The sequence below is a fragment of the Paragemmobacter straminiformis genome (assembly GCF_014243445.1).
GTDB classification, from domain to species: Bacteria; Pseudomonadota; Alphaproteobacteria; order Rhodobacterales; family Rhodobacteraceae; genus Paragemmobacter; species Paragemmobacter straminiformis.
Map to the genome: position 1 here is coordinate 19,128 of NZ_JACLQD010000001.1, position 16,063 is coordinate 35,190.

Sequence of the window (16,063 nt, forward strand, 5' to 3'; positions counted from 1 at the left end):
CCTTGCACCCCGCCCGCTCTCGCACTATCACCCGCCCCACGGAGTGCGGGCGTAGCTCAGGGGTAGAGCATAACCTTGCCAAGGTTAGGGTCGTGAGTTCGAATCTCATCGCCCGCTCCAATCGACCAAAGGGCGCCTTCGGGCGCCCTTCGTCATTTCCGCCCCCTTCCCAACACCGCCCCCCGCGCCTATAACGCCCCCGTCAGACAGGAGCGCCGCATGCGTACCGCCGAAATCCACCGCACGACCGCCGAAACCGAAATCGCCGTCACCGTCAACCTCGACGGCACGGGCGCCTACGACAACCACACCGGCGTCGGCTTCTTCGACCACATGCTGGACCAGCTCGCCCGCCACTCGCTCATCGACATCACGGTGAAAGCCGATGGCGATCTGCACATCGACGACCACCACACGGTCGAGGATTGCGGCATCGCGCTGGGACAGGCGCTGGTAAAGGCACTCGGCGACAAAAAGGGCATCCGCCGCTACGGCCACTTCAACCTCGCGATGGACGATGCGCAGGTGGCCTCGGCGCTTGACCTTTCGGCGCGGCCCTTCCTCGTCTGGAACGTGGCCTTCCCGACGCAGAAGATCGGCAGTTTCGATACCGAACTGGTGCGCGAATTCTTCCAGGCGCTGGCGACCCACGGCGGCATCACGCTGCATGTCGATCTGGTTCACGGGGTGAACAGCCACCACATCGCAGAGGCCGCCTACAAATCGGTGGCCCGCGCCCTGCGTCAGGCGGTCGAACCCGACCCGCGCATGGCAGGCGTGCTGCCCTCGACCAAGGGCGCGCTCTGACCCCGCGCCTGCGCGCCCCCGCGCAGGCCTGTTTCTCCGAAGAAATCTGCACGGATCTCCCGCGATCCCTGCCACCAGCCGGACCCGTAGCGCCATGCCCCTGACCGTCCTCGTCGATTACGACAGCGGCAACCTCCACTCGGCCGAGAAAGCCTTCCAGCGCATGGCCGCCGAAACCGGCGCGGGCGATGTCCGCGTCACCTCCGACCCCGACCTGGTGGCCAAGGCCGACCGCATCGTCCTTCCCGGCGACGGCGCCTTTCCCGCCTGCCGCAAGGCGCTGGGCAATTATGGCGGGCTGTTCGACGCGATTTCCCAAGGCGTCACCGCAGGCAAACCCTTCCTCGGCATCTGTGTGGGCATGCAGATGCTCGCCACATGGGGCCGCGAATACGAAGACACCGCAGGGTTCGGCTGGATCGGGGGCGAGGTCGTCCGCATCACCCCCGCCGACCCTGCGCTAAAGGTGCCGCATATGGGCTGGAACGATCTGGTGATCGACCGCCCCCACCCCGTGCTTGCCGGCATCGCCACGGGCGACCACGCCTATTTCGTGCATTCCTACCACTTCAAGGTGGCCGACCCCGCCCACCTTCTGGCCCACGCCGATTACGCAGGCCCCATCACCGCGATCGTCGGGCGCGACAATATCATCGGCACCCAGTTCCACCCCGAGAAAAGCCAGACCCTCGGCCTGCGCCTCATCGCCAATTTCCTCGGCTGGCGGCCCTAGGCTTCCGCCCCACCGCCACCAGCCCCAGGGCGATCAGCGCAAATCCCGCCAGATGGCGCGGCTCGGGCATCTGCCCCAGAAAGGCAATGCCCAGTCCCGTCGCACTGACCGGAATAAGGAACGTCACCAGCGACAGCCGCATCGCCCCGGCCGAGGCGAGGATGCCGAAGAACAGCACATAGGCCAGCACCGTCGACAAAAGCCCCAACCCCGCCATCGCGGCCCAGACCTTCGCCTCCGGCAGGGGAAACGGCACCGCAAAGGCCAGCATCACCGGCAAGACCACCACCGCCGCACTGGCGCATTGCCCGAAGGCCACCTGCATCGGCCCGACCCCCAGCCGCTTGAACCGCCGCGCCCAGACCCCCGCCACCCCGTATGAGCAGGCCGCCCCCAGACAGGCGATCTTGGCCCAAAGCGTGCCATCCAGCCCCCGCCCCCACATCATCACGGCCACGCCCGCAAGGCCCGCCACCAGCCCGAACAGCCGCGCCGGCGTGATCCGGTCATCCGTGGTGAACAGATGCAGGGCGACCAGCGTGAACAAAGGCGTGGTCGCGTTCAATATCGCAGCCAGCCCCCCGCTGATCTGCCCCTGCGCCAGCGCGAAAAGCGTAAAGGGAATGGCGTTGTTCAGCACCCCCATCCCCGCCAGCGCCGCCCAGACCGCCCGCCCCCGCGGCAGGCCCTGCCCCGAGACACGGATGACCCCCGCCAGCCCCAGCGCCCCCATGACCACCCGCAGCCAGACGATGGCCAAGGGCGGCAATCCCGCCAGCGCGATCTCGACGAAAAAGAACGACCCGCCCCAAAGCAGCGACAAAAGCCCCAGCCGCAGCCAATCCACCCGCGCCATAGGCGTCTCCCCCTGTTGCGGATCACCGCGTCCACCCGGCCGCCTGCCGCCGCCGCCTGCCCCCGCCGTCTGTCCCCGCCTTCTGCCAGCCCCGCACCGCAAGCGCGACCCGAAACCTGCCGCTTTGCAACCCTACGCCCCCAGCCTCACGCCCCCAGCGCGCAGCCCCGGCCTGCCGCGCAGCGCGCCCCCCGCCTTCATCCTTGCCCAAATACTCTCGGGGGGGGGCGGCTCGCCTGCGAGCCGCGGGGGGCAGACAGCCCCCCGCCCGGCCCGCCAAGCGCGCCACCTCGCAGACCCGCCGCCCCGCGCCTGCGGCAGGCGCGGCGGCAGCCGCTATTTCACCCGTGTCCAGGTCCCGCCATCGCGGCAGATGAACAGCACGCAGCCCTCGACCGCCAGACTGTCCCCCGTCAGCGTCATCTTCGAGGCATAGACCTTGTCGCGATCCGGCGACCAGACCTTGCCGCCGTCATAGAAGCCGCCGCCCTCGGCCACCATGTCCCAGATGATCTGCTTGCCGATCTCGGGCGCGTCATCGATTGCGGCCCCCGTCTCGTCAAAGGCCCTGACCAGCACGCCACAGAACGCCGCCCCGCAGGGCTTCACCTCGATATGCCCGTAATGCCCGTTGTCGTCGGGAATGGTCTGCCAGACCCCCTCGACCGGATCGGTGGCATAGGCCGCCCCCGCCATCAGCCAGACCGCAATTCCCGCACCCAGAACCCGCATCGCCGCCCTCCTGCCAAATCCCTGCGCCAACTCTGCCCGAACCGCCCGCACGATCAAGCCCCGACCACTCGGCCCCAACCCGCAAGCCCCGACCACCCGGCCCCACCCCGCAAGCCCCGCCCCGCCCTGCGGCGGCGTTCCGCCCTTGCGAGGCCCGTTTCCCCGTGGCAAAGCACCGCGCATCACAGCAGAACGGACCGCGGCCATGATCCTTTACCCCGCCATCGACCTCAAAGACGGCCAATGCGTCCGCCTCCTGCGCGGCGAGATGTCCGCCGCCACCGTCTTCGGTGACGATCCCGCCGCACAGGCGCTGAAATTCGAAGCGGCGGGCTGCCAGTGGCTCCACCTCGTCGACCTCAACGGCGCTTTCGCCGGAACCCCCGTCAACGGCGCGGCAGTCGAGGCGATCCTGAAATCCGTCAGCGTGCCCACCCAGCTCGGCGGCGGCATCCGCGACATGGCAACCATCGCCATGTGGCTGGAAAAGGGCCTCTCCCGCGTCATCCTCGGCACCGTCGCCGTGGAAAACCCCGACCTCGTGCGCGAGGCCGCCCGCAGCTTCCCCGGACAGGTCGCCGTCGGCATCGACGCCCGCCGCGGTTTCGTTGCCACCAAGGGATGGGCCACCGAAACCACCGTTCAGGCAACCGACCTCGCCCGCAGCTTCGAGGACGCGGGTGTCGCCGCCATCATCTACACCGACATCGACCGCGACGGCGCGATGCAAGGCCCGAACATCGAGGCGACCGAGGCCCTCGCCCGCGCCGTCACCATCCCCGTGATCGCATCCGGCGGCGTGTCCCGCATGGAAGACCTCGTCGCATTGCGCGACACCGGCATCATCGCAGGCGCCATCTCGGGCCGCGCCCTCTATGACGGCGCGATCGACCTCGCGGCGGCCATCGCGGCGCTCAGGGGCTAAGGCAGACCCGACCCCCGCGACAGCCGGCAAGTCGCAACGCGCAAAACGCACGGCGCAACGCGCAAGGCCCTCAATTCCAGGGCGTCGGCCCGTCAAGCAGACGCTGGCCGAAGACGTTCTCGCGGTGCCAGCGCAGGTTTTCCGGATGCGGCCAGTCGCGCTCGTCCTTCGGTCGCCACAACTTGCCCCCGGGCAGGATCAAACGGTCGACAACCTCGCCCGGCACCTTGTTGCGCGAGACAAGCACCGTCCAATCCTCGGCAACCGACAATAGCCCGCGGTCGAACATCCAATGCAGCGTCCCCGACAAGGCCAGACCGTTCCTGACCGAGTCGCTTCCCCGATGCTCGACAGGGCGGATATGCGCGGCCTGCACCTCGGGCCGCCCCCCGCCATTGCGCAACCGCAGTCCCGATATGGCGCAGCGATAGTCATAGGCCTCGCGCACCTTGCGGCGAAAGGCGATGTCGCGATAGGCGCGGCTGGTCAGCCGTTCGATCAGCGGCCGCTCGAAAGGGGCCGCCCCCTCGTCGATCTCTCCGGTCGCGGAATACCGCCGCGCCTCGCGCTCGGGCAGGTCCACCGGCAGACCGGCCCCGACGATGGCTGCGAATTCCGCCTCGGGCAGCCTGCGCACCGCAAGTTGCTGCGCCCCGCCCTTCTTGACCTGCCCCGTTTGCGTCATCAGACCGGCTTCCCATGCCCGCCCCCCGACCAGTCGCGGCACCTCGTGGTCAAAGGGCAGAAAGCTGCCCGCCTCGATCAAGGCCAGAAACCGGCCCTCGACCCGTGGCTTGGGGATCACCTGCGCGATCTTTGCCACCGCGAAATAGCCGCGCGGTCCCGCCTTGACCGGCTCGTAATAGACGACCCAATCCCCCACCGCCTCCCGAACCGCCTTCAGGTAGGCGCGCGGGAAATCATAGACGCGATCCGGCTCGTCCTCGTAGATCGAGCCTGCCTTGTGCAAGAGAACCAGTTTCACCATAGGCCCAGGAAACCGCGCCCCGGCCCTGATTGGCAAGCCCTTTCATGGCCTGCCCCCTTGCCTTTCGCCCCCCCGCGCGGCATTCAGTCCCCATGCTCAAGATCCGTCTCATCCCCTGTCTCGATGTCGCCGATGGCCGCGTGGTCAAGGGCGTGAATTTCGTCGATCTGCGCGATGCGGGCGATCCGGTCGAAGCGGCCCGCGCCTATGACGCGGCGGGGGCGGACGAGCTGTGCTTCCTCGACATCCACGCCACGCATGAAAACCGTGGCACGATGTTCGACCTCGTCACCCGCACCGCCGAGCAATGCTTCATGCCGCTCACCGTCGGCGGCGGCGTCCGCACCCCCGAGGATGTGCGCGCCCTGCTGCTGGCAGGGGCCGACAAGGTCTCGTTCAACTCTGCCGCCGTGGCCGACCCCGACGTGGTGGCCCGCAGCGCCGACCGGTTCGGCTCGCAATGCATCGTCGTCGCCATCGACGCCAAGACCGTCGCGCCGGGCAAATGGGAAATCTTCACCCACGGCGGGCGCAAGGCCACGGGCATCGACGCGGTTGAATTCGCCCGCACCGTCGCCGCCAAGGGGGCGGGGGAAATCCTGCTCACCTCGATGGACCGCGACGGCACCAAGGGCGGCTACAACCTGCCCCTCACCCGCGCCATCTCCGATGCCGTCCCCGTTCCCGTCATCGCATCGGGCGGCGTCGGCACGCTCGACCACCTCGTCGAGGGCGTGACCCAAGGCGGCGCCTCTGCCGTCCTCGCCGCCTCGATCTTCCATTTCGGCACCTTCACCATTGGGCAGGCCAAGGCCCACATGGCCGCCGCCGGCATCCCGATGAGGCTTTCATGACCACGCTCGACCGCCTCGCCGCGACCATCGCCGCCCGCAAGGGCGCCGATCCCGAAAGCAGCTGGACCGCCAAGCTTCTGGCCAAAGGCCCCGAGAAATGCGCCGAGAAATTCGGCGAAGAGGCCGTCGAAGCCATCATCGAAGCGGTCAAGGGCGACCGCGCCCGCCTGACCAGCGAAGCGGCGGATGTCCTTTACCACCTTCTCGTCATGCTCGCCGCCCGCGACGTGACACTGGCCGAGGTGCTGGCCGAACTCGACCGCCGCGAGGGCGTGTCGGGCATCGCGGAAAAGGCCGGACGCGGCTGAATTCGCCCGCCGCCCCGCCTCCGCCCGCGACCGCCCCGCCTCTGCCCGCCCGCGACCGCCTACGCCCGCCCGCCTCAGGCGGCCTTGCGTGCGATCACCAGCCCCAGCGCGATCTGCCCCGCCTCGGCCATCGCGATCATGTTCTGCGACTTCTCCTTGGCCGTGCTGCCCTGCAACAAGTGCAGCCCAAGCGGCGACGGCGTCCCCCCCGACGAAAGCTCTGCCACTCTGGCGCGGTGGTGCTGCAACACGATGGGCGTGCGGTCCTGTTCGACCAGAACCGTGAACCCCGCCGCCGCCAGCAACGCGCGCAACGCCTCGGCCGTGACCAGATGGCTCGTCGCGGGCGTATCGGCCCAGGGCACGGGAAAGCGCATCCCCGCCTCGCGGCCTTTCAGCACGTCATAGATCACCAGCGTGCCCCCCTTTTGCAGCACGCGGAACGCCTCGCGGTATTTCGTCGCGCGGTCGGCGATGTTCATGCCGACATGAAAGGTCAGCGCCGCGGAAAACGCGCCATCGTCAAAGGGCAGCGCCAGCGCACTGCCCAGCACGAAATCGGCCCTGCCCGACAGGCCCGTCCTTTCGGTGAACTCGCGCGCCAGCGCCACATATTCCGGCGTCAGGTCAAGCCCCGTCACACGGCAGCCCGTCTCGCTGGCCAGATAGCGCACCAGCCCGCCCAGACCGCAGCCGATGTCCAGCACGCGGTCCTCGGCAGACAGCCCCGCGCGCGCCACGATATCGGCCGTCGCCATCCGCCCGCCCATGTGGAATTCGTCGACCGGCGCCAGATCGGCAGGCTCCAGCCTGTCCGCATCCAGCCCCGCGCGGCGGATCGCATCGAAGATGCGCTCCCGCAAATCGCCGCCCCCGTAATGCTCCGCAACCGCGCGTTCGCTCGCATCACCCATCGGCACCTCCCTTGGTCGGCACAAGCCCAGCCTAGCAGAAACCGACCGGTCGGGCGAGTCTGCCCTGACCCACCCGCCCCGCACGGCGTGGGGGGCTACCCCCGCTGCCCCCAGCCGTCACGAAAGACCAGCCCCTCCAGCGGCAGGCGCTTGGCCCAGCCCTTCGCCTCAAGCTCGGGCCGGTCGTAAAGCGCATCGACATAGCCCAGACACAGCCACGCCACCGGCACCACCCCCTCGGGCAGGCCCAGAATGTCGCGCAGATCGCCCTCGCGGAAAATGCTCACCCATCCCACGCCGATCCCCTCGGCCCGCGCGGCCAGCCACAGGTTCTGCACCGCGCAGACCGTGGAATACAGGTCCATCTCCGGCGCATGGGTCCGCCCCAGAACCACCGGCCCGCCGCGATTGCGGTCGCAGGTGATGCACAGGCTGACGGGCGCCTGCAAAATGCCTTCCAGCTTCAGCGCCGAATAAAGCGGGCGGCGGTCGTCGGAAAACATCGCCGCCGCCTCGGCATTGGCGGCCGCAAAGGCCCCTTGCACCTGCCGCTTCACCGCAGCACTGCGCACCACGATGAAATTCCACGGCTGCATGAACCCGACCGAAGGCGCATGATGCGCGGCCGTCAAAAGCCGCCCCAGCACCTCGTCCCCGACCGGGCGCGCGGTGAACTGCGACCGCACATCCCTGCGCGAGAAGATGGCGCGATAGACCGCCGCCCGTTCCTCGTCGGAAAAGGCACCGGCCGCGACCGGAGTGGCATGGGTGGACATGTAGAATCCCCTTTCGTCGAAACGGGCACCCCGCCGGCCTTCGGGCTGCCCTGTTTCGTCTGGCCGGTCTTCTGACTTGGCTTCGCGCGGAACTTGCGCCTTCCCGACCCTGCGGCCCGTGGCATCTGCAAGCCCCATCCACCTTACAGCGTTGGGCACGTCGCGGCATCGCACCGCGTTCCCGATTATCCCGCAGCAAACCTGCCACGGGCACCAGACCGTCCCACCCTAGGCACGGCGCGCGCGCACCGCAACCGCCATCCCGCGCGCTGCAACCGGCATCCCCCTCGGCGCGGCCCCTAGGCGCGACGGTGCGTCGCCGCGGTGCGCGCCACTTCCTCGTAGATGCCCGACAACAGGTTCAAGGTCCGCGTCGCCTCGGCCAGACGGCCCGCGAAACCGGGCAGGTTCTCGATCGCGGTCATCAGCAACCGCCGGCGCAAGGCGCCGTAATCCTCGGTCACGCGCAGCCCTTCTTCGGTCACCTCATAGGTCACCCCCGACCGCCCCGCCCCCTTGCGCAGGATCAGCCCCGCCCCCAGCAGCTTGCGCAGCGAATACTGGATATTGGGCACATCATCCCGATTGGTCAGCCGCGCCAGATCCTTGATCGTCTTGGGCCGGTCGTTCATGCGGATGATATGCAGCAGCGCATTCTCCGGCCCCGTCGCCGCCAGATCGCAGACCGAAGCCAGACATTCCGACTGCCAGCGCCCGAATCCCTCAAAGGCCCGCATCAGCGCGAATTCCAGTTCCGTCGTGTCCACCTCGGCATCGCTCTGCGCGAGATGCCAAAGGTAATCCAGACCGGTTTCCTTGCCAGCGGCTTGATCGGACTGCGATTTCTGCGCCATGCGGGGCCTCCTCGGATGTCGCCACCATCCCCGCTCAAACCTGTTGACGCAATGGGGTTTTAAGATAGAGTTTCAAACATAAAATACTTACAACATTCAACAGGGATGGCAAAAATGTCTGACGCACCGATGCTCTCGGGCGACCGCTTCCGCTTGGGCACCTTCTCGACCAACTGCTCCTCGGGCATGACGCCCACACAGGCGGCCGACCGCTGGGTCAACTCGTGGGACAACAACCTGACACTCGCCAAGATGCTGGACGAGGCGGGGATCGACTTCATGCTGCCCATCGCGCGCTGGATCGGCTACGGCGGGCCGACCGATTTCCACGGCGGCGTCCTCGAAACCATGACATGGGCGGCGGGCCTTCTGGCCTCGACCAAGAACATCACCGTCTTTGCCACCATCCACGCATCGGCCAACCATCCGGTCGTCGTCGCCAAGCAAATCGCCACCATCGACCAGATCGGCAAGGGCCGCGCGGGGCTGAACATCGTCGCGGGCTGGAACAAGCCCGAATACGAAGCCCTCGGCCTCACCCTGCCCGACGACCACGAAACCCGCTACGGCTATGCGCAGGAATGGTATGACCTGATCCGCAAGATCTGGTCCTCCGACACGCATTTCGACTGGGACAAGACATATTTCAAAGGGATCAAGGGCCTCAAGGGCGACCCCGCCCCGATGCGCGGCTCGGTTCCGGTCATCAATGCCGCAGGTTCGCCGCAGGGCCGCGAATTCGCCACCGACAACGCGAACTTCCTCTTCACCCCCGCCATCGACCTTGCGCGCTCCAAAGACGAGATCGCGGCCCTCAAGGCGCAGGCCGCCGCCAAGAACCGCAAGGTCGGCGTGCTGACCTTCAGCCATGTCGTCTGCCGCCCGACCGAGAAAGAGGCGCAGGATTACGTCCGCTACATCGTCGACGAAAACGCCGACTGGGAGGCGACCGACAACCTCATCCGCCTGCAACTCGCCCACGCCCTCTCGTTCCCGCATGACCTGCTGACCCAGATCCGCTACGGCTTTGCCCTTGGCCACGGCGGCTTCCCCCTCATCGGCACGCCCGATCAGGTGGCCGCAGGTCTGATCCGCCTGCACGAGACGGGCTTCGCCGGCACGACCCTCTCCTTCGTGGACTACGTCAAGGAATTCCCCTACTTCCGCGACGAAGTCCTGCCGCGTCTGGCCAAGGCCGGCATCCGCTGACCGATCACGGGGTGACACCATGACCGAACCATCCGCCAAGGACTTCCGCGACGCGATGCGCGCCCTTGTGGGCAATGTCAGCGTCATCACGGTCGGCGCGGGCGAACAGGCTTCGGGACTGGTCGTCACCTCGGCCATATCGCTATCGGCCGAACCCGCGTTGCTTCTGGCCTGCGTCAACCGCAGCGCCTCGAGCCATCCTCTGCTCGTCGAATACGGCTGCTTCGGCTGGTCCTCTCTCGGGGCCGCGCATCAGGCCGTGGCCGAACGGTTCTCGGGCTTCGGCGGGATCAAGGGCCCCGCCCGCTATGACGGGGCCGGATGGGAGACCGCGGTCACAGGGGCGCGTCTGCTGCAAGGCGCGCCCGCCGCCTTTGACTGCAACGTCGAGGAGATGATCGAACGCGCGACCCACAGCATCGTCATCGGTCGCGTCCGCGCCATCCGCACCACGGCCGGTGCCGGGGCGCTGACCTACTGGAACGGCCAGTACCGCGCCCTCACCGACTGACCTCCCGCCCCGCCGCGCCTATAGGCCAAGGCGCGGAATCTCGATCGCGGGGCAACGGTCCATGACCACGGCCACCCCTTCGGCCCGCGCCCGCGCGGCGGCGTCGGCGTCGACCACACCCAGTTGCATCCAGATCGCCGTCAGCCCCGGCAGCACGCGCAAGGCCTCGTCCACCACCGCCCCCGCCTCTTCGCTGCGGCGGAAGATGTCGACCATATCCACCGGCACGTCGATCTCGGCCAGAGACGCCCGCACCACCTCGCCCAGCGCGACCTGCCCCGCCTGCCCCGGATTGACCGGAATCACGCGATAGCCCCGCCGGTGCAGGAATGCCGCCACCCCGTGGCTCGCCCGCTCGGGCTTGGGCGACCAGCCGACCACGGCGATCACCTTCGCCCGCGCCAGCACATCGCGGATCACCGCATCCTCATCCATGACGGCCTCCAGAATAAAAAGGCGCCCGAACCAATCGGTCGGGCGCCAGTCGCGGAACGAGGGACAGTGAATGGAAGGAATGGGAGTTCCGGGCCCACCCCTCTGCTGTGACATAGAAACCGCAACGGCGGATTAAAGTTCCCATCAAGAGAATGTTACCGCCCGAAAACCCCGATCCGCGCCCCGATCCGGCAAACGGCACGTTTCCCCGCGAAAGGCCGCAAAAGTTTTCCAAAACTTTTGCCACCCGCCCCAAGCCGTCAGCCCCGCACCGAGGCCGCATAAAGCCCCACCGCCGCCGCGTTCGACACGTTCAGCGACCCGAACGCGCCGGCAAAGGGAATCCGCGCGATCACATCGCAGGTCTCGCGCGTCCGCTCGCGCAGCCCCGGCCCTTCGGCCCCCAGCACCAGCGCCACCGCGCGGCTGCCCGCCTGCGCCAGCGCATCGGCCAGCTCGACCGTGCCATCCCCGTCCAGCCCGATCAGCACATAGCCCATCTCGCGCAGCTCGCCCATCGCATCGGCAAGGTTCGTCACCCGCAGATAGGGCTGCCGCTCCAGCGCCCCGCTTGCCGTCTTGGCCAGCGCCCCCGTCTCGGGCGCGGAATGGTGGCGCGGCGCGATCACGGCCCGCGCGCCGAAGACCTCGGCCGAACGCAGCACTGCCCCCACGTTATGCGGGTCCGTCACGCGGTCAAGGCAGACGACAAGCGGCTTGCCCGCCCCCGAAATCGCGACATCGGCCAGCTTGCCCCAGTTGAGCGGCCGCACCTCGAGCGCCGCCCCCTGATGCACCGACCCCTCGTCGATCGGCACGTCGAATTTCCGCGGGTCCGCGATTTCCGGCTCCATCCCGCTTGTCGCGATCGCCTCGGCCAGACGGTCCGCCGCATTGCGCGTCACCACCAGCCGCAGCTTCTCGCGCGCGGGGTTGACGAGGGCGTCGCGCACGGCATGAATCCCGAACAGCCAGACCGTTTCCCGCGCCTCGGCCCGCTTGCCGCGCTCCTTGTCGACCACCCAAGCCGGTTTCTTCTGTGTCATCGCCGCGACCCTTCGCATATCCCCTCCCTCCATGCCGCGAGCCACCCCCAAGTTGCAAGCCGCTTTTGGGTCGCGAAATTCCCCCTTTCCGCCTTGACGCCCCTTTTCCCCTCGGCTATCCCCCGCCTCGCGTCGGGCGACGAGCTGCAAGGTGCGGCAGCGGACTGTAACTCCGCCGGGGAGACCCACGCCTGGTTCGATTCCAGGGTCGCCCACCATCCCTTCCTCTGCTAGGGATGGTGGCATGACGCAAGACGCCTCCTTCCGCTTCACCCATGCCATCACCCGCCGCCCGCCGGGCAGCGTGGCAAACGGCCTGCGCGCCATCGACACGGGCGCACCCGATCCCGCCCTTGTCGCGCAACACCACGCCGCCTATGTCGCGGCCCTGCGCGCGACCGGTGCCACGGTGATCGAGCTGCCCGCGCTCGACGCCTACCCCGATTCCCTCTTTGTCGAGGACACCGCCCTCTGCCTGCCCCAAGGCGCCGTCATCATGCGCCCCGGCGCCCCCTCGCGGCTGGGCGAAGCCGCCGAGATGGAACCCCACCTCCGCGCCCTCTATTCCCGCATCCACCGCATCGAGGCCCCCGCCACCATCGAGGGCGGCGACATCCTCGTGACGGGGCGCGAAATCCTCGTCGGCACCTCGGCCCGCACCAATGCCGCCGGCATCGCGGCGCTTGATGCCATCACCTCGCGCTGGGGCCACCGCCTACGTCAGGTCCACACGCCCCCCGGTGTCCTGCATTTCAAGACCGACTGCGCGCTGCTCGATGCCGGAACGATCCTGTCGACCGAACGCCTCGCGGCCTCGGGCTGCTTTGCGGGCTACCGCGTGATCCATACGGCGCCGGGCGAAGAGGCCGCCGCCAACGTCATCCGCTTCAACGACGCGGTCCTGATGCCCGCAGGTTTCCCCGCCACGGCGCAACGCCTGCGCGACGCGGGCTATGGCGTCACCGAACTTCCCAACAGCGAATGCGCCAAGCTCGACGGCGGCATGTCCTGCCTCTCGTTGCGATTCACCCCGTCCTAAGTGCCCCATGTTCAACATCCTCGCCATCGCCCAGTCGGGGCGGCTGCAATACGAAGCCATCCTCCTTGCCGCCTCGCTCCGCGCGCATGATCCCGCGTTCAAGGGGCGTCTGTTCCTGGCCACCCCGAACCCCGGCCCCCTCTGGGACCATGACCCCCGCATCACCGACGCGGCCACCCTGTCGCTGCTGGCCGATCTCGGCGCGGAACTCCTGCCCTTCGACAGCCGGCATTTCGGGTCGTCCTACCCCTATGGCAACAAGATCGAGGCCATCACCCACCTGCCGGAAGAACCCTTCCTCTTCCTCGACACCGACACGCTGGTCACAGGCCCGCTTTCCGCGCTGCCCTTCGATTTCGCCCGCCCCTCCGCCTCGATGAAGCGCGAGGGCACATGGCCCCAGCCCGACCTCTACGGTCCGGGCTACACCGATATCTGGAAATCGCTCTACGACCGCTTCGGCCTCGACTTCGCCGCCAGCCTCGACCTGTCGCAGCCCGACGAATACTGGCAGCGCTACCTCTACTTCAACGCCGGCTGGTTCTTTCACGAAAGCCCCCGCCGCTTCGGCAAGACCTTCCTGCGCTTCGCCAGCGAGATCGCCGCCCATCCCGGCGCGGCGCTGGCCTGCCAAAGCCTCGACCCGTGGCTCGACCAGATCGCGCTGCCCCTCGTCATCCACGCGCTGGGCGGAGGCCGCCCCCCCGCCAGCCTCGGGGCGCTCGACACGACGCACAGCTGCCACTGGCGGCTGATGCCGCTGCTCTATGCCCGCGAATCCGACGATGTGGTGGCAAAGCTCGAAGCCCTCGCCCACCGCCCCGAAATCGCCGCCGTGCTGCGCGGCTACCCGCCCTTCAAGCGCATGATCTATCAGCAGAAAGGGGCCGAGGTCCGCGCCCTTTTCGACCGCGCCAACCTGCCGCGCAAGGAACAGGCCATGCGCAACACGATCAAACGCGCGGGTCTCTGGACGCGCTAGGCCCGACCCCGACCCGGGCGGTGCTGCCCCGCCGTTGCGGCGGGGGGCTTTGCGCCCCCCGCACCCCCCGCAGGATATTTGGGGCAAGAGGAAGACGGACCCGATCCGCGCCTTGCAGCCCCCGCTCGGGCAGGCTTCCGGTCTGCCGCGCAAAAAGCGTGCATCGGCTGTGCATCCCGCCCCGTAAACGGGGTGTCAATGCGCGAAAACGCCTTCCATCGTCGGAAATCCCTTGAACTCCAACGGGTTGCCCGAAGGATCGCGGAAGAACATCGTCCATTGCTCGCCCGGCTCGCCCGCGAACCTGACCGAAGGCTCCAGCTCGAACGCCACCCCCGCCGCCCCGACCCTGTCGGCCAGCGCCCGCCAGTCGGGCAGCATCAGCACCACCCCGAAATGCGGCATCGGCACCAGATGCGCCCCCACCTTCCCAGTGCGCGCATTGGCAAAAGGCTCGCCCAGATGCAGGCTCAGCTGATGGCCGAAGAAGTCGAAATCCACCCAGGTCGGCGCCGACCGCCCTTCTGCGCAGCCAAGGATTCCGCCATAGAATCCACGGGCTTCGTCAAGGTCCCTCACATGAAGGGCAAGATGGAACGGCGTCAGCATCGGCAAGTCTCCTCTCGTCGCGCGCAGAAGGCTACACGCGCCAGAACCCCGCGCAAGGGAAACCCGTTCTCTGCCGCCACCCTTTGGCAAAGGCCCCGTTCCCTTCCCGCCACCCGCTGCGGCAGACCCTTCCCACAGGGCCGCGCCTGCCCTAGTCTGACGGCGAATATTAACCGAGGTGAACCCATGACCACCGAACGCCCCCTTGCCTTCGACACCCTCGCCATCCACGCCGGCACCGCCCCCGACCCTGCAACCGGCGCGCGGCAAGTGCCGATCTACCAGACCACGGCCTATGTGTTCCGCGATGCCGATCACGCCGCGAAACTGTTCAATCTTCAAGAGGTTGGCTATATCTATTCGCGCCTGACCAACCCCACCGTCTCGGCGCTGGCGAACCGCGTCTGCGCGCTCGAAGGCGGTGCGGGGGCGATCTGCTGCTCCTCGGGTCACGCGGCCCAGATCATGGCGCTGTTCCCGCTGATGGGTCCGGGGCGCAACATCATCGCCTCGACCCGCCTTTACGGCGGCACGGTCACCCAGTTCAGCCAGACGATCAAACGCTTCGGCTGGTCGGCGAAATTTGTCGATTTCGACGACCTCGCAGCGCTCGAGGCCGCCATCGACGGCGACACCCGCGCCGTGTTCTGCGAGACCATCGCCAACCCCGGCGGCTATATCACCGACCTTGACGCCGTGGCAGCCGTGGCTGACCGCGCCGGCATCCCGCTCATCGTCGACAACACCACCGCCACCCCCTACCTCTGCCGCCCGATCGAGCATGGCGCCACCCTCGTCGTCCATTCCGCCACGAAATACCTGACCGGAAACGGCACGGTGACGGGCGGCGTGGTGGTGGATTCGGGCAAGTTCGACTGGTCCGCCTCTGACAAGTTCCCCTCGCTCTCGCAGCCCGAACCGGCCTACCACGGCCTGACCTTCCACCCCACTCTGGGTGCGATGGCCTATACGTTCCACTCCATCGCCATCGGTCTGCGCGACCTTGGCATGACCATGAACCCGCAGGGCGCGCATTACACGCTGATGGGGATCGAGACCCTTGGCCTGCGCATGCAGCGCCATGTCGAAAACGCGGGCAAGGTGGCGGAATGGCTTGAGAAACACCCCAAGGTAAAGGCCGTCACCTATGCGGGCCTGCCCTCCTCGCCCTATGCCGACCGCGTGCCGCGCATCACACCCAAGGGGGCGGGGGCGCTGTTCACCTTCCAGCTCAAAGGCGGCTACGACGCCTGCGTCAAGCTCATCGACAGCCTCAAGCTCTTCAGCCATGTGGCCAACCTCGGCGACACGCGCAGCCTGGTGATCCACTCGGCCTCGACCACGCACCGCCAGCTGACCGAAGAGCAGCAGATCAAGGCCGGAGCCGCCCCCGACGTGGTGCGCCTGTCGATCGGGATCGAAGATGTCTCGGACATCATCGCCGATCTCGAACAGGCGCTGGCGCAGGTCTGACACCAAAGCAAA

Annotated in this window: 19 protein-coding genes, 2 tRNA genes and 1 riboswitch; of the genes, 12 read left to right on the forward strand and 9 right to left on the reverse strand. The window is 67.8% G+C overall.

Annotated features, from left to right (window positions below; translation table 11 throughout):
• Positions 1–45 precede the first annotated feature (45 nt).
• The 3 genes from H7F16_RS00065 to hisH all read left to right on the forward strand — a co-directional run bounded on the left by H7F16_RS00065 (position 46) and on the right by hisH (position 1,540).
• Positions 46–120, forward strand: a tRNA-Gly gene (locus tag H7F16_RS00065).
• 99 nt (positions 121–219) lie between these two features.
• Positions 220–807 (forward strand): imidazoleglycerol-phosphate dehydratase HisB, encoded by a 588-nt coding sequence (hisB, locus tag H7F16_RS00070; protein ID WP_185795520.1) that lies wholly within the window; start codon positions 220–222, stop codon positions 805–807.
• A 94-nt stretch (positions 808–901) separates the two neighbouring features.
• Entirely contained in the window at positions 902–1,540 is a 639-nt protein-coding gene (hisH, locus tag H7F16_RS00075; protein WP_185795521.1) for an imidazole glycerol phosphate synthase subunit HisH, read from the forward strand.
• Here the strand turns inward: hisH and H7F16_RS00080 are convergent.
• Both H7F16_RS00080 and H7F16_RS00085 read right to left on the reverse strand, forming a co-directional pair.
• Positions 1,509–2,396, reverse strand: coding sequence for a DMT family transporter (locus H7F16_RS00080; RefSeq protein WP_185795522.1), 888 nt, complete (start codon positions 2,394–2,396; stop codon positions 1,509–1,511). The genes hisH and H7F16_RS00080 overlap by 32 nt on opposite strands.
• Before the next feature lie 336 nt (positions 2,397–2,732).
• On the reverse strand, positions 2,733–3,128 hold the full coding sequence (locus H7F16_RS00085) for a DUF2147 domain-containing protein (RefSeq protein ID WP_185795523.1): 396 nt from the start codon (positions 3,126–3,128) through the stop codon (positions 2,733–2,735).
• 205 nt (positions 3,129–3,333) lie between these two features.
• Between H7F16_RS00085 and hisA the strand changes: the two genes are divergently transcribed.
• Positions 3,334–4,053, forward strand: a complete 720-nt coding sequence (gene hisA, locus H7F16_RS00090; RefSeq protein WP_185795524.1) for a 1-(5-phosphoribosyl)-5-[(5-phosphoribosylamino)methylideneamino]imidazole-4-carboxamide isomerase — start codon at positions 3,334–3,336, stop codon at positions 4,051–4,053.
• Positions 4,054–4,123: 70 nt separating this feature from the next.
• Here hisA and H7F16_RS00095 read toward each other — a convergent pair whose 3' ends face one another.
• Positions 4,124–5,041 (reverse strand): HNH endonuclease, encoded by a 918-nt coding sequence (locus tag H7F16_RS00095; protein ID WP_185795525.1) that lies wholly within the window; start codon positions 5,039–5,041, stop codon positions 4,124–4,126.
• A 92-nt stretch (positions 5,042–5,133) separates the two neighbouring features.
• Here H7F16_RS00095 and hisF point away from each other — a divergent pair, with 92 nt between their 5' ends.
• Positions 5,134–5,895, forward strand: coding sequence for an imidazole glycerol phosphate synthase subunit HisF (gene hisF, locus H7F16_RS00100; protein ID WP_185795526.1), 762 nt, complete (start codon positions 5,134–5,136; stop codon positions 5,893–5,895).
• Entirely contained in the window at positions 5,892–6,203 is a 312-nt protein-coding gene (locus H7F16_RS00105; RefSeq protein WP_185795527.1) for a phosphoribosyl-ATP diphosphatase, read from the forward strand. The genes hisF and H7F16_RS00105 overlap by 4 nt, the downstream gene beginning before the upstream one ends.
• Positions 6,204–6,277: 74 nt before the next feature.
• Here H7F16_RS00105 and H7F16_RS00110 read toward each other — a convergent pair whose 3' ends face one another.
• From H7F16_RS00110 to H7F16_RS00120, 3 genes are all read right to left on the reverse strand, one after another.
• Complete coding sequence (locus tag H7F16_RS00110; RefSeq protein ID WP_185795528.1) at positions 6,278–7,117, reverse strand: class I SAM-dependent methyltransferase; 840 nt, start codon at positions 7,115–7,117, stop codon at positions 6,278–6,280.
• A gap of 95 nt (positions 7,118–7,212) precedes the next feature.
• Positions 7,213–7,893: a 5,6-dimethylbenzimidazole synthase gene (gene bluB, locus H7F16_RS00115; RefSeq protein WP_185795529.1), complete on the reverse strand. Its 681-nt coding sequence runs from the start codon at positions 7,891–7,893 to the stop codon at positions 7,213–7,215.
• 44 nt (positions 7,894–7,937) lie between these two features.
• A riboswitch (cobalamin riboswitch) is annotated at positions 7,938–8,126 on the reverse strand.
• A gap of 66 nt (positions 8,127–8,192) precedes the next feature.
• Complete coding sequence (locus tag H7F16_RS00120; protein WP_185795530.1) at positions 8,193–8,747, reverse strand: winged helix DNA-binding protein; 555 nt, start codon at positions 8,745–8,747, stop codon at positions 8,193–8,195.
• A gap of 114 nt (positions 8,748–8,861) precedes the next feature.
• Here H7F16_RS00120 and H7F16_RS00125 point away from each other — a divergent pair, with 114 nt between their 5' ends.
• Entirely contained in the window at positions 8,862–9,956 is a 1,095-nt protein-coding gene (locus H7F16_RS00125; protein WP_241741099.1) for an LLM class flavin-dependent oxidoreductase, read from the forward strand.
• Between the two features lie 19 nt (positions 9,957–9,975).
• Entirely contained in the window at positions 9,976–10,467 is a 492-nt protein-coding gene (locus H7F16_RS00130) for a flavin reductase family protein (protein ID WP_185795532.1), read from the forward strand.
• 18 nt (positions 10,468–10,485) lie between these two features.
• On the opposite strand, the gene H7F16_RS00135 is transcribed toward H7F16_RS00130, so the two are convergent.
• On the reverse strand, positions 10,486–10,902 hold the full coding sequence (locus H7F16_RS00135) for a CoA-binding protein (protein WP_185795533.1): 417 nt from the start codon (positions 10,900–10,902) through the stop codon (positions 10,486–10,488).
• Positions 10,903–11,162: 260 nt separating this feature from the next.
• Positions 11,163–11,948, reverse strand: coding sequence for a 23S rRNA (guanosine(2251)-2'-O)-methyltransferase RlmB (gene rlmB, locus H7F16_RS00140; protein ID WP_185795534.1), 786 nt, complete (start codon positions 11,946–11,948; stop codon positions 11,163–11,165).
• 134 nt (positions 11,949–12,082) lie between these two features.
• Between rlmB and H7F16_RS00145 the strand changes: the two genes are divergently transcribed.
• From H7F16_RS00145 to H7F16_RS00155, 3 genes are all read left to right on the forward strand, one after another.
• Positions 12,083–12,166 (forward strand) — tRNA-Tyr (locus tag H7F16_RS00145).
• Positions 12,167–12,192: 26 nt separating this feature from the next.
• Positions 12,193–12,987, forward strand: a complete 795-nt coding sequence (locus H7F16_RS00150; protein ID WP_185795535.1) for a dimethylarginine dimethylaminohydrolase family protein — start codon at positions 12,193–12,195, stop codon at positions 12,985–12,987.
• A 7-nt stretch (positions 12,988–12,994) separates the two neighbouring features.
• A complete protein-coding gene (locus H7F16_RS00155) occupies positions 12,995–13,969 on the forward strand; it encodes a hypothetical protein (protein WP_185795536.1) in 975 nt (324 codons plus the stop codon).
• A gap of 195 nt (positions 13,970–14,164) precedes the next feature.
• Here the strand turns inward: H7F16_RS00155 and H7F16_RS00160 are convergent, their stop codons facing one another.
• Complete coding sequence (locus tag H7F16_RS00160; RefSeq protein ID WP_185795537.1) at positions 14,165–14,578, reverse strand: VOC family protein; 414 nt, start codon at positions 14,576–14,578, stop codon at positions 14,165–14,167.
• 186 nt (positions 14,579–14,764) lie between these two features.
• Between H7F16_RS00160 and H7F16_RS00165 the strand changes: the two genes are divergently transcribed.
• On the forward strand, positions 14,765–16,051 hold the full coding sequence (locus H7F16_RS00165) for an O-acetylhomoserine aminocarboxypropyltransferase/cysteine synthase family protein (RefSeq protein WP_185795538.1): 1,287 nt from the start codon (positions 14,765–14,767) through the stop codon (positions 16,049–16,051).
• The last annotated feature ends 12 nt before the right edge of the window (positions 16,052–16,063 follow it).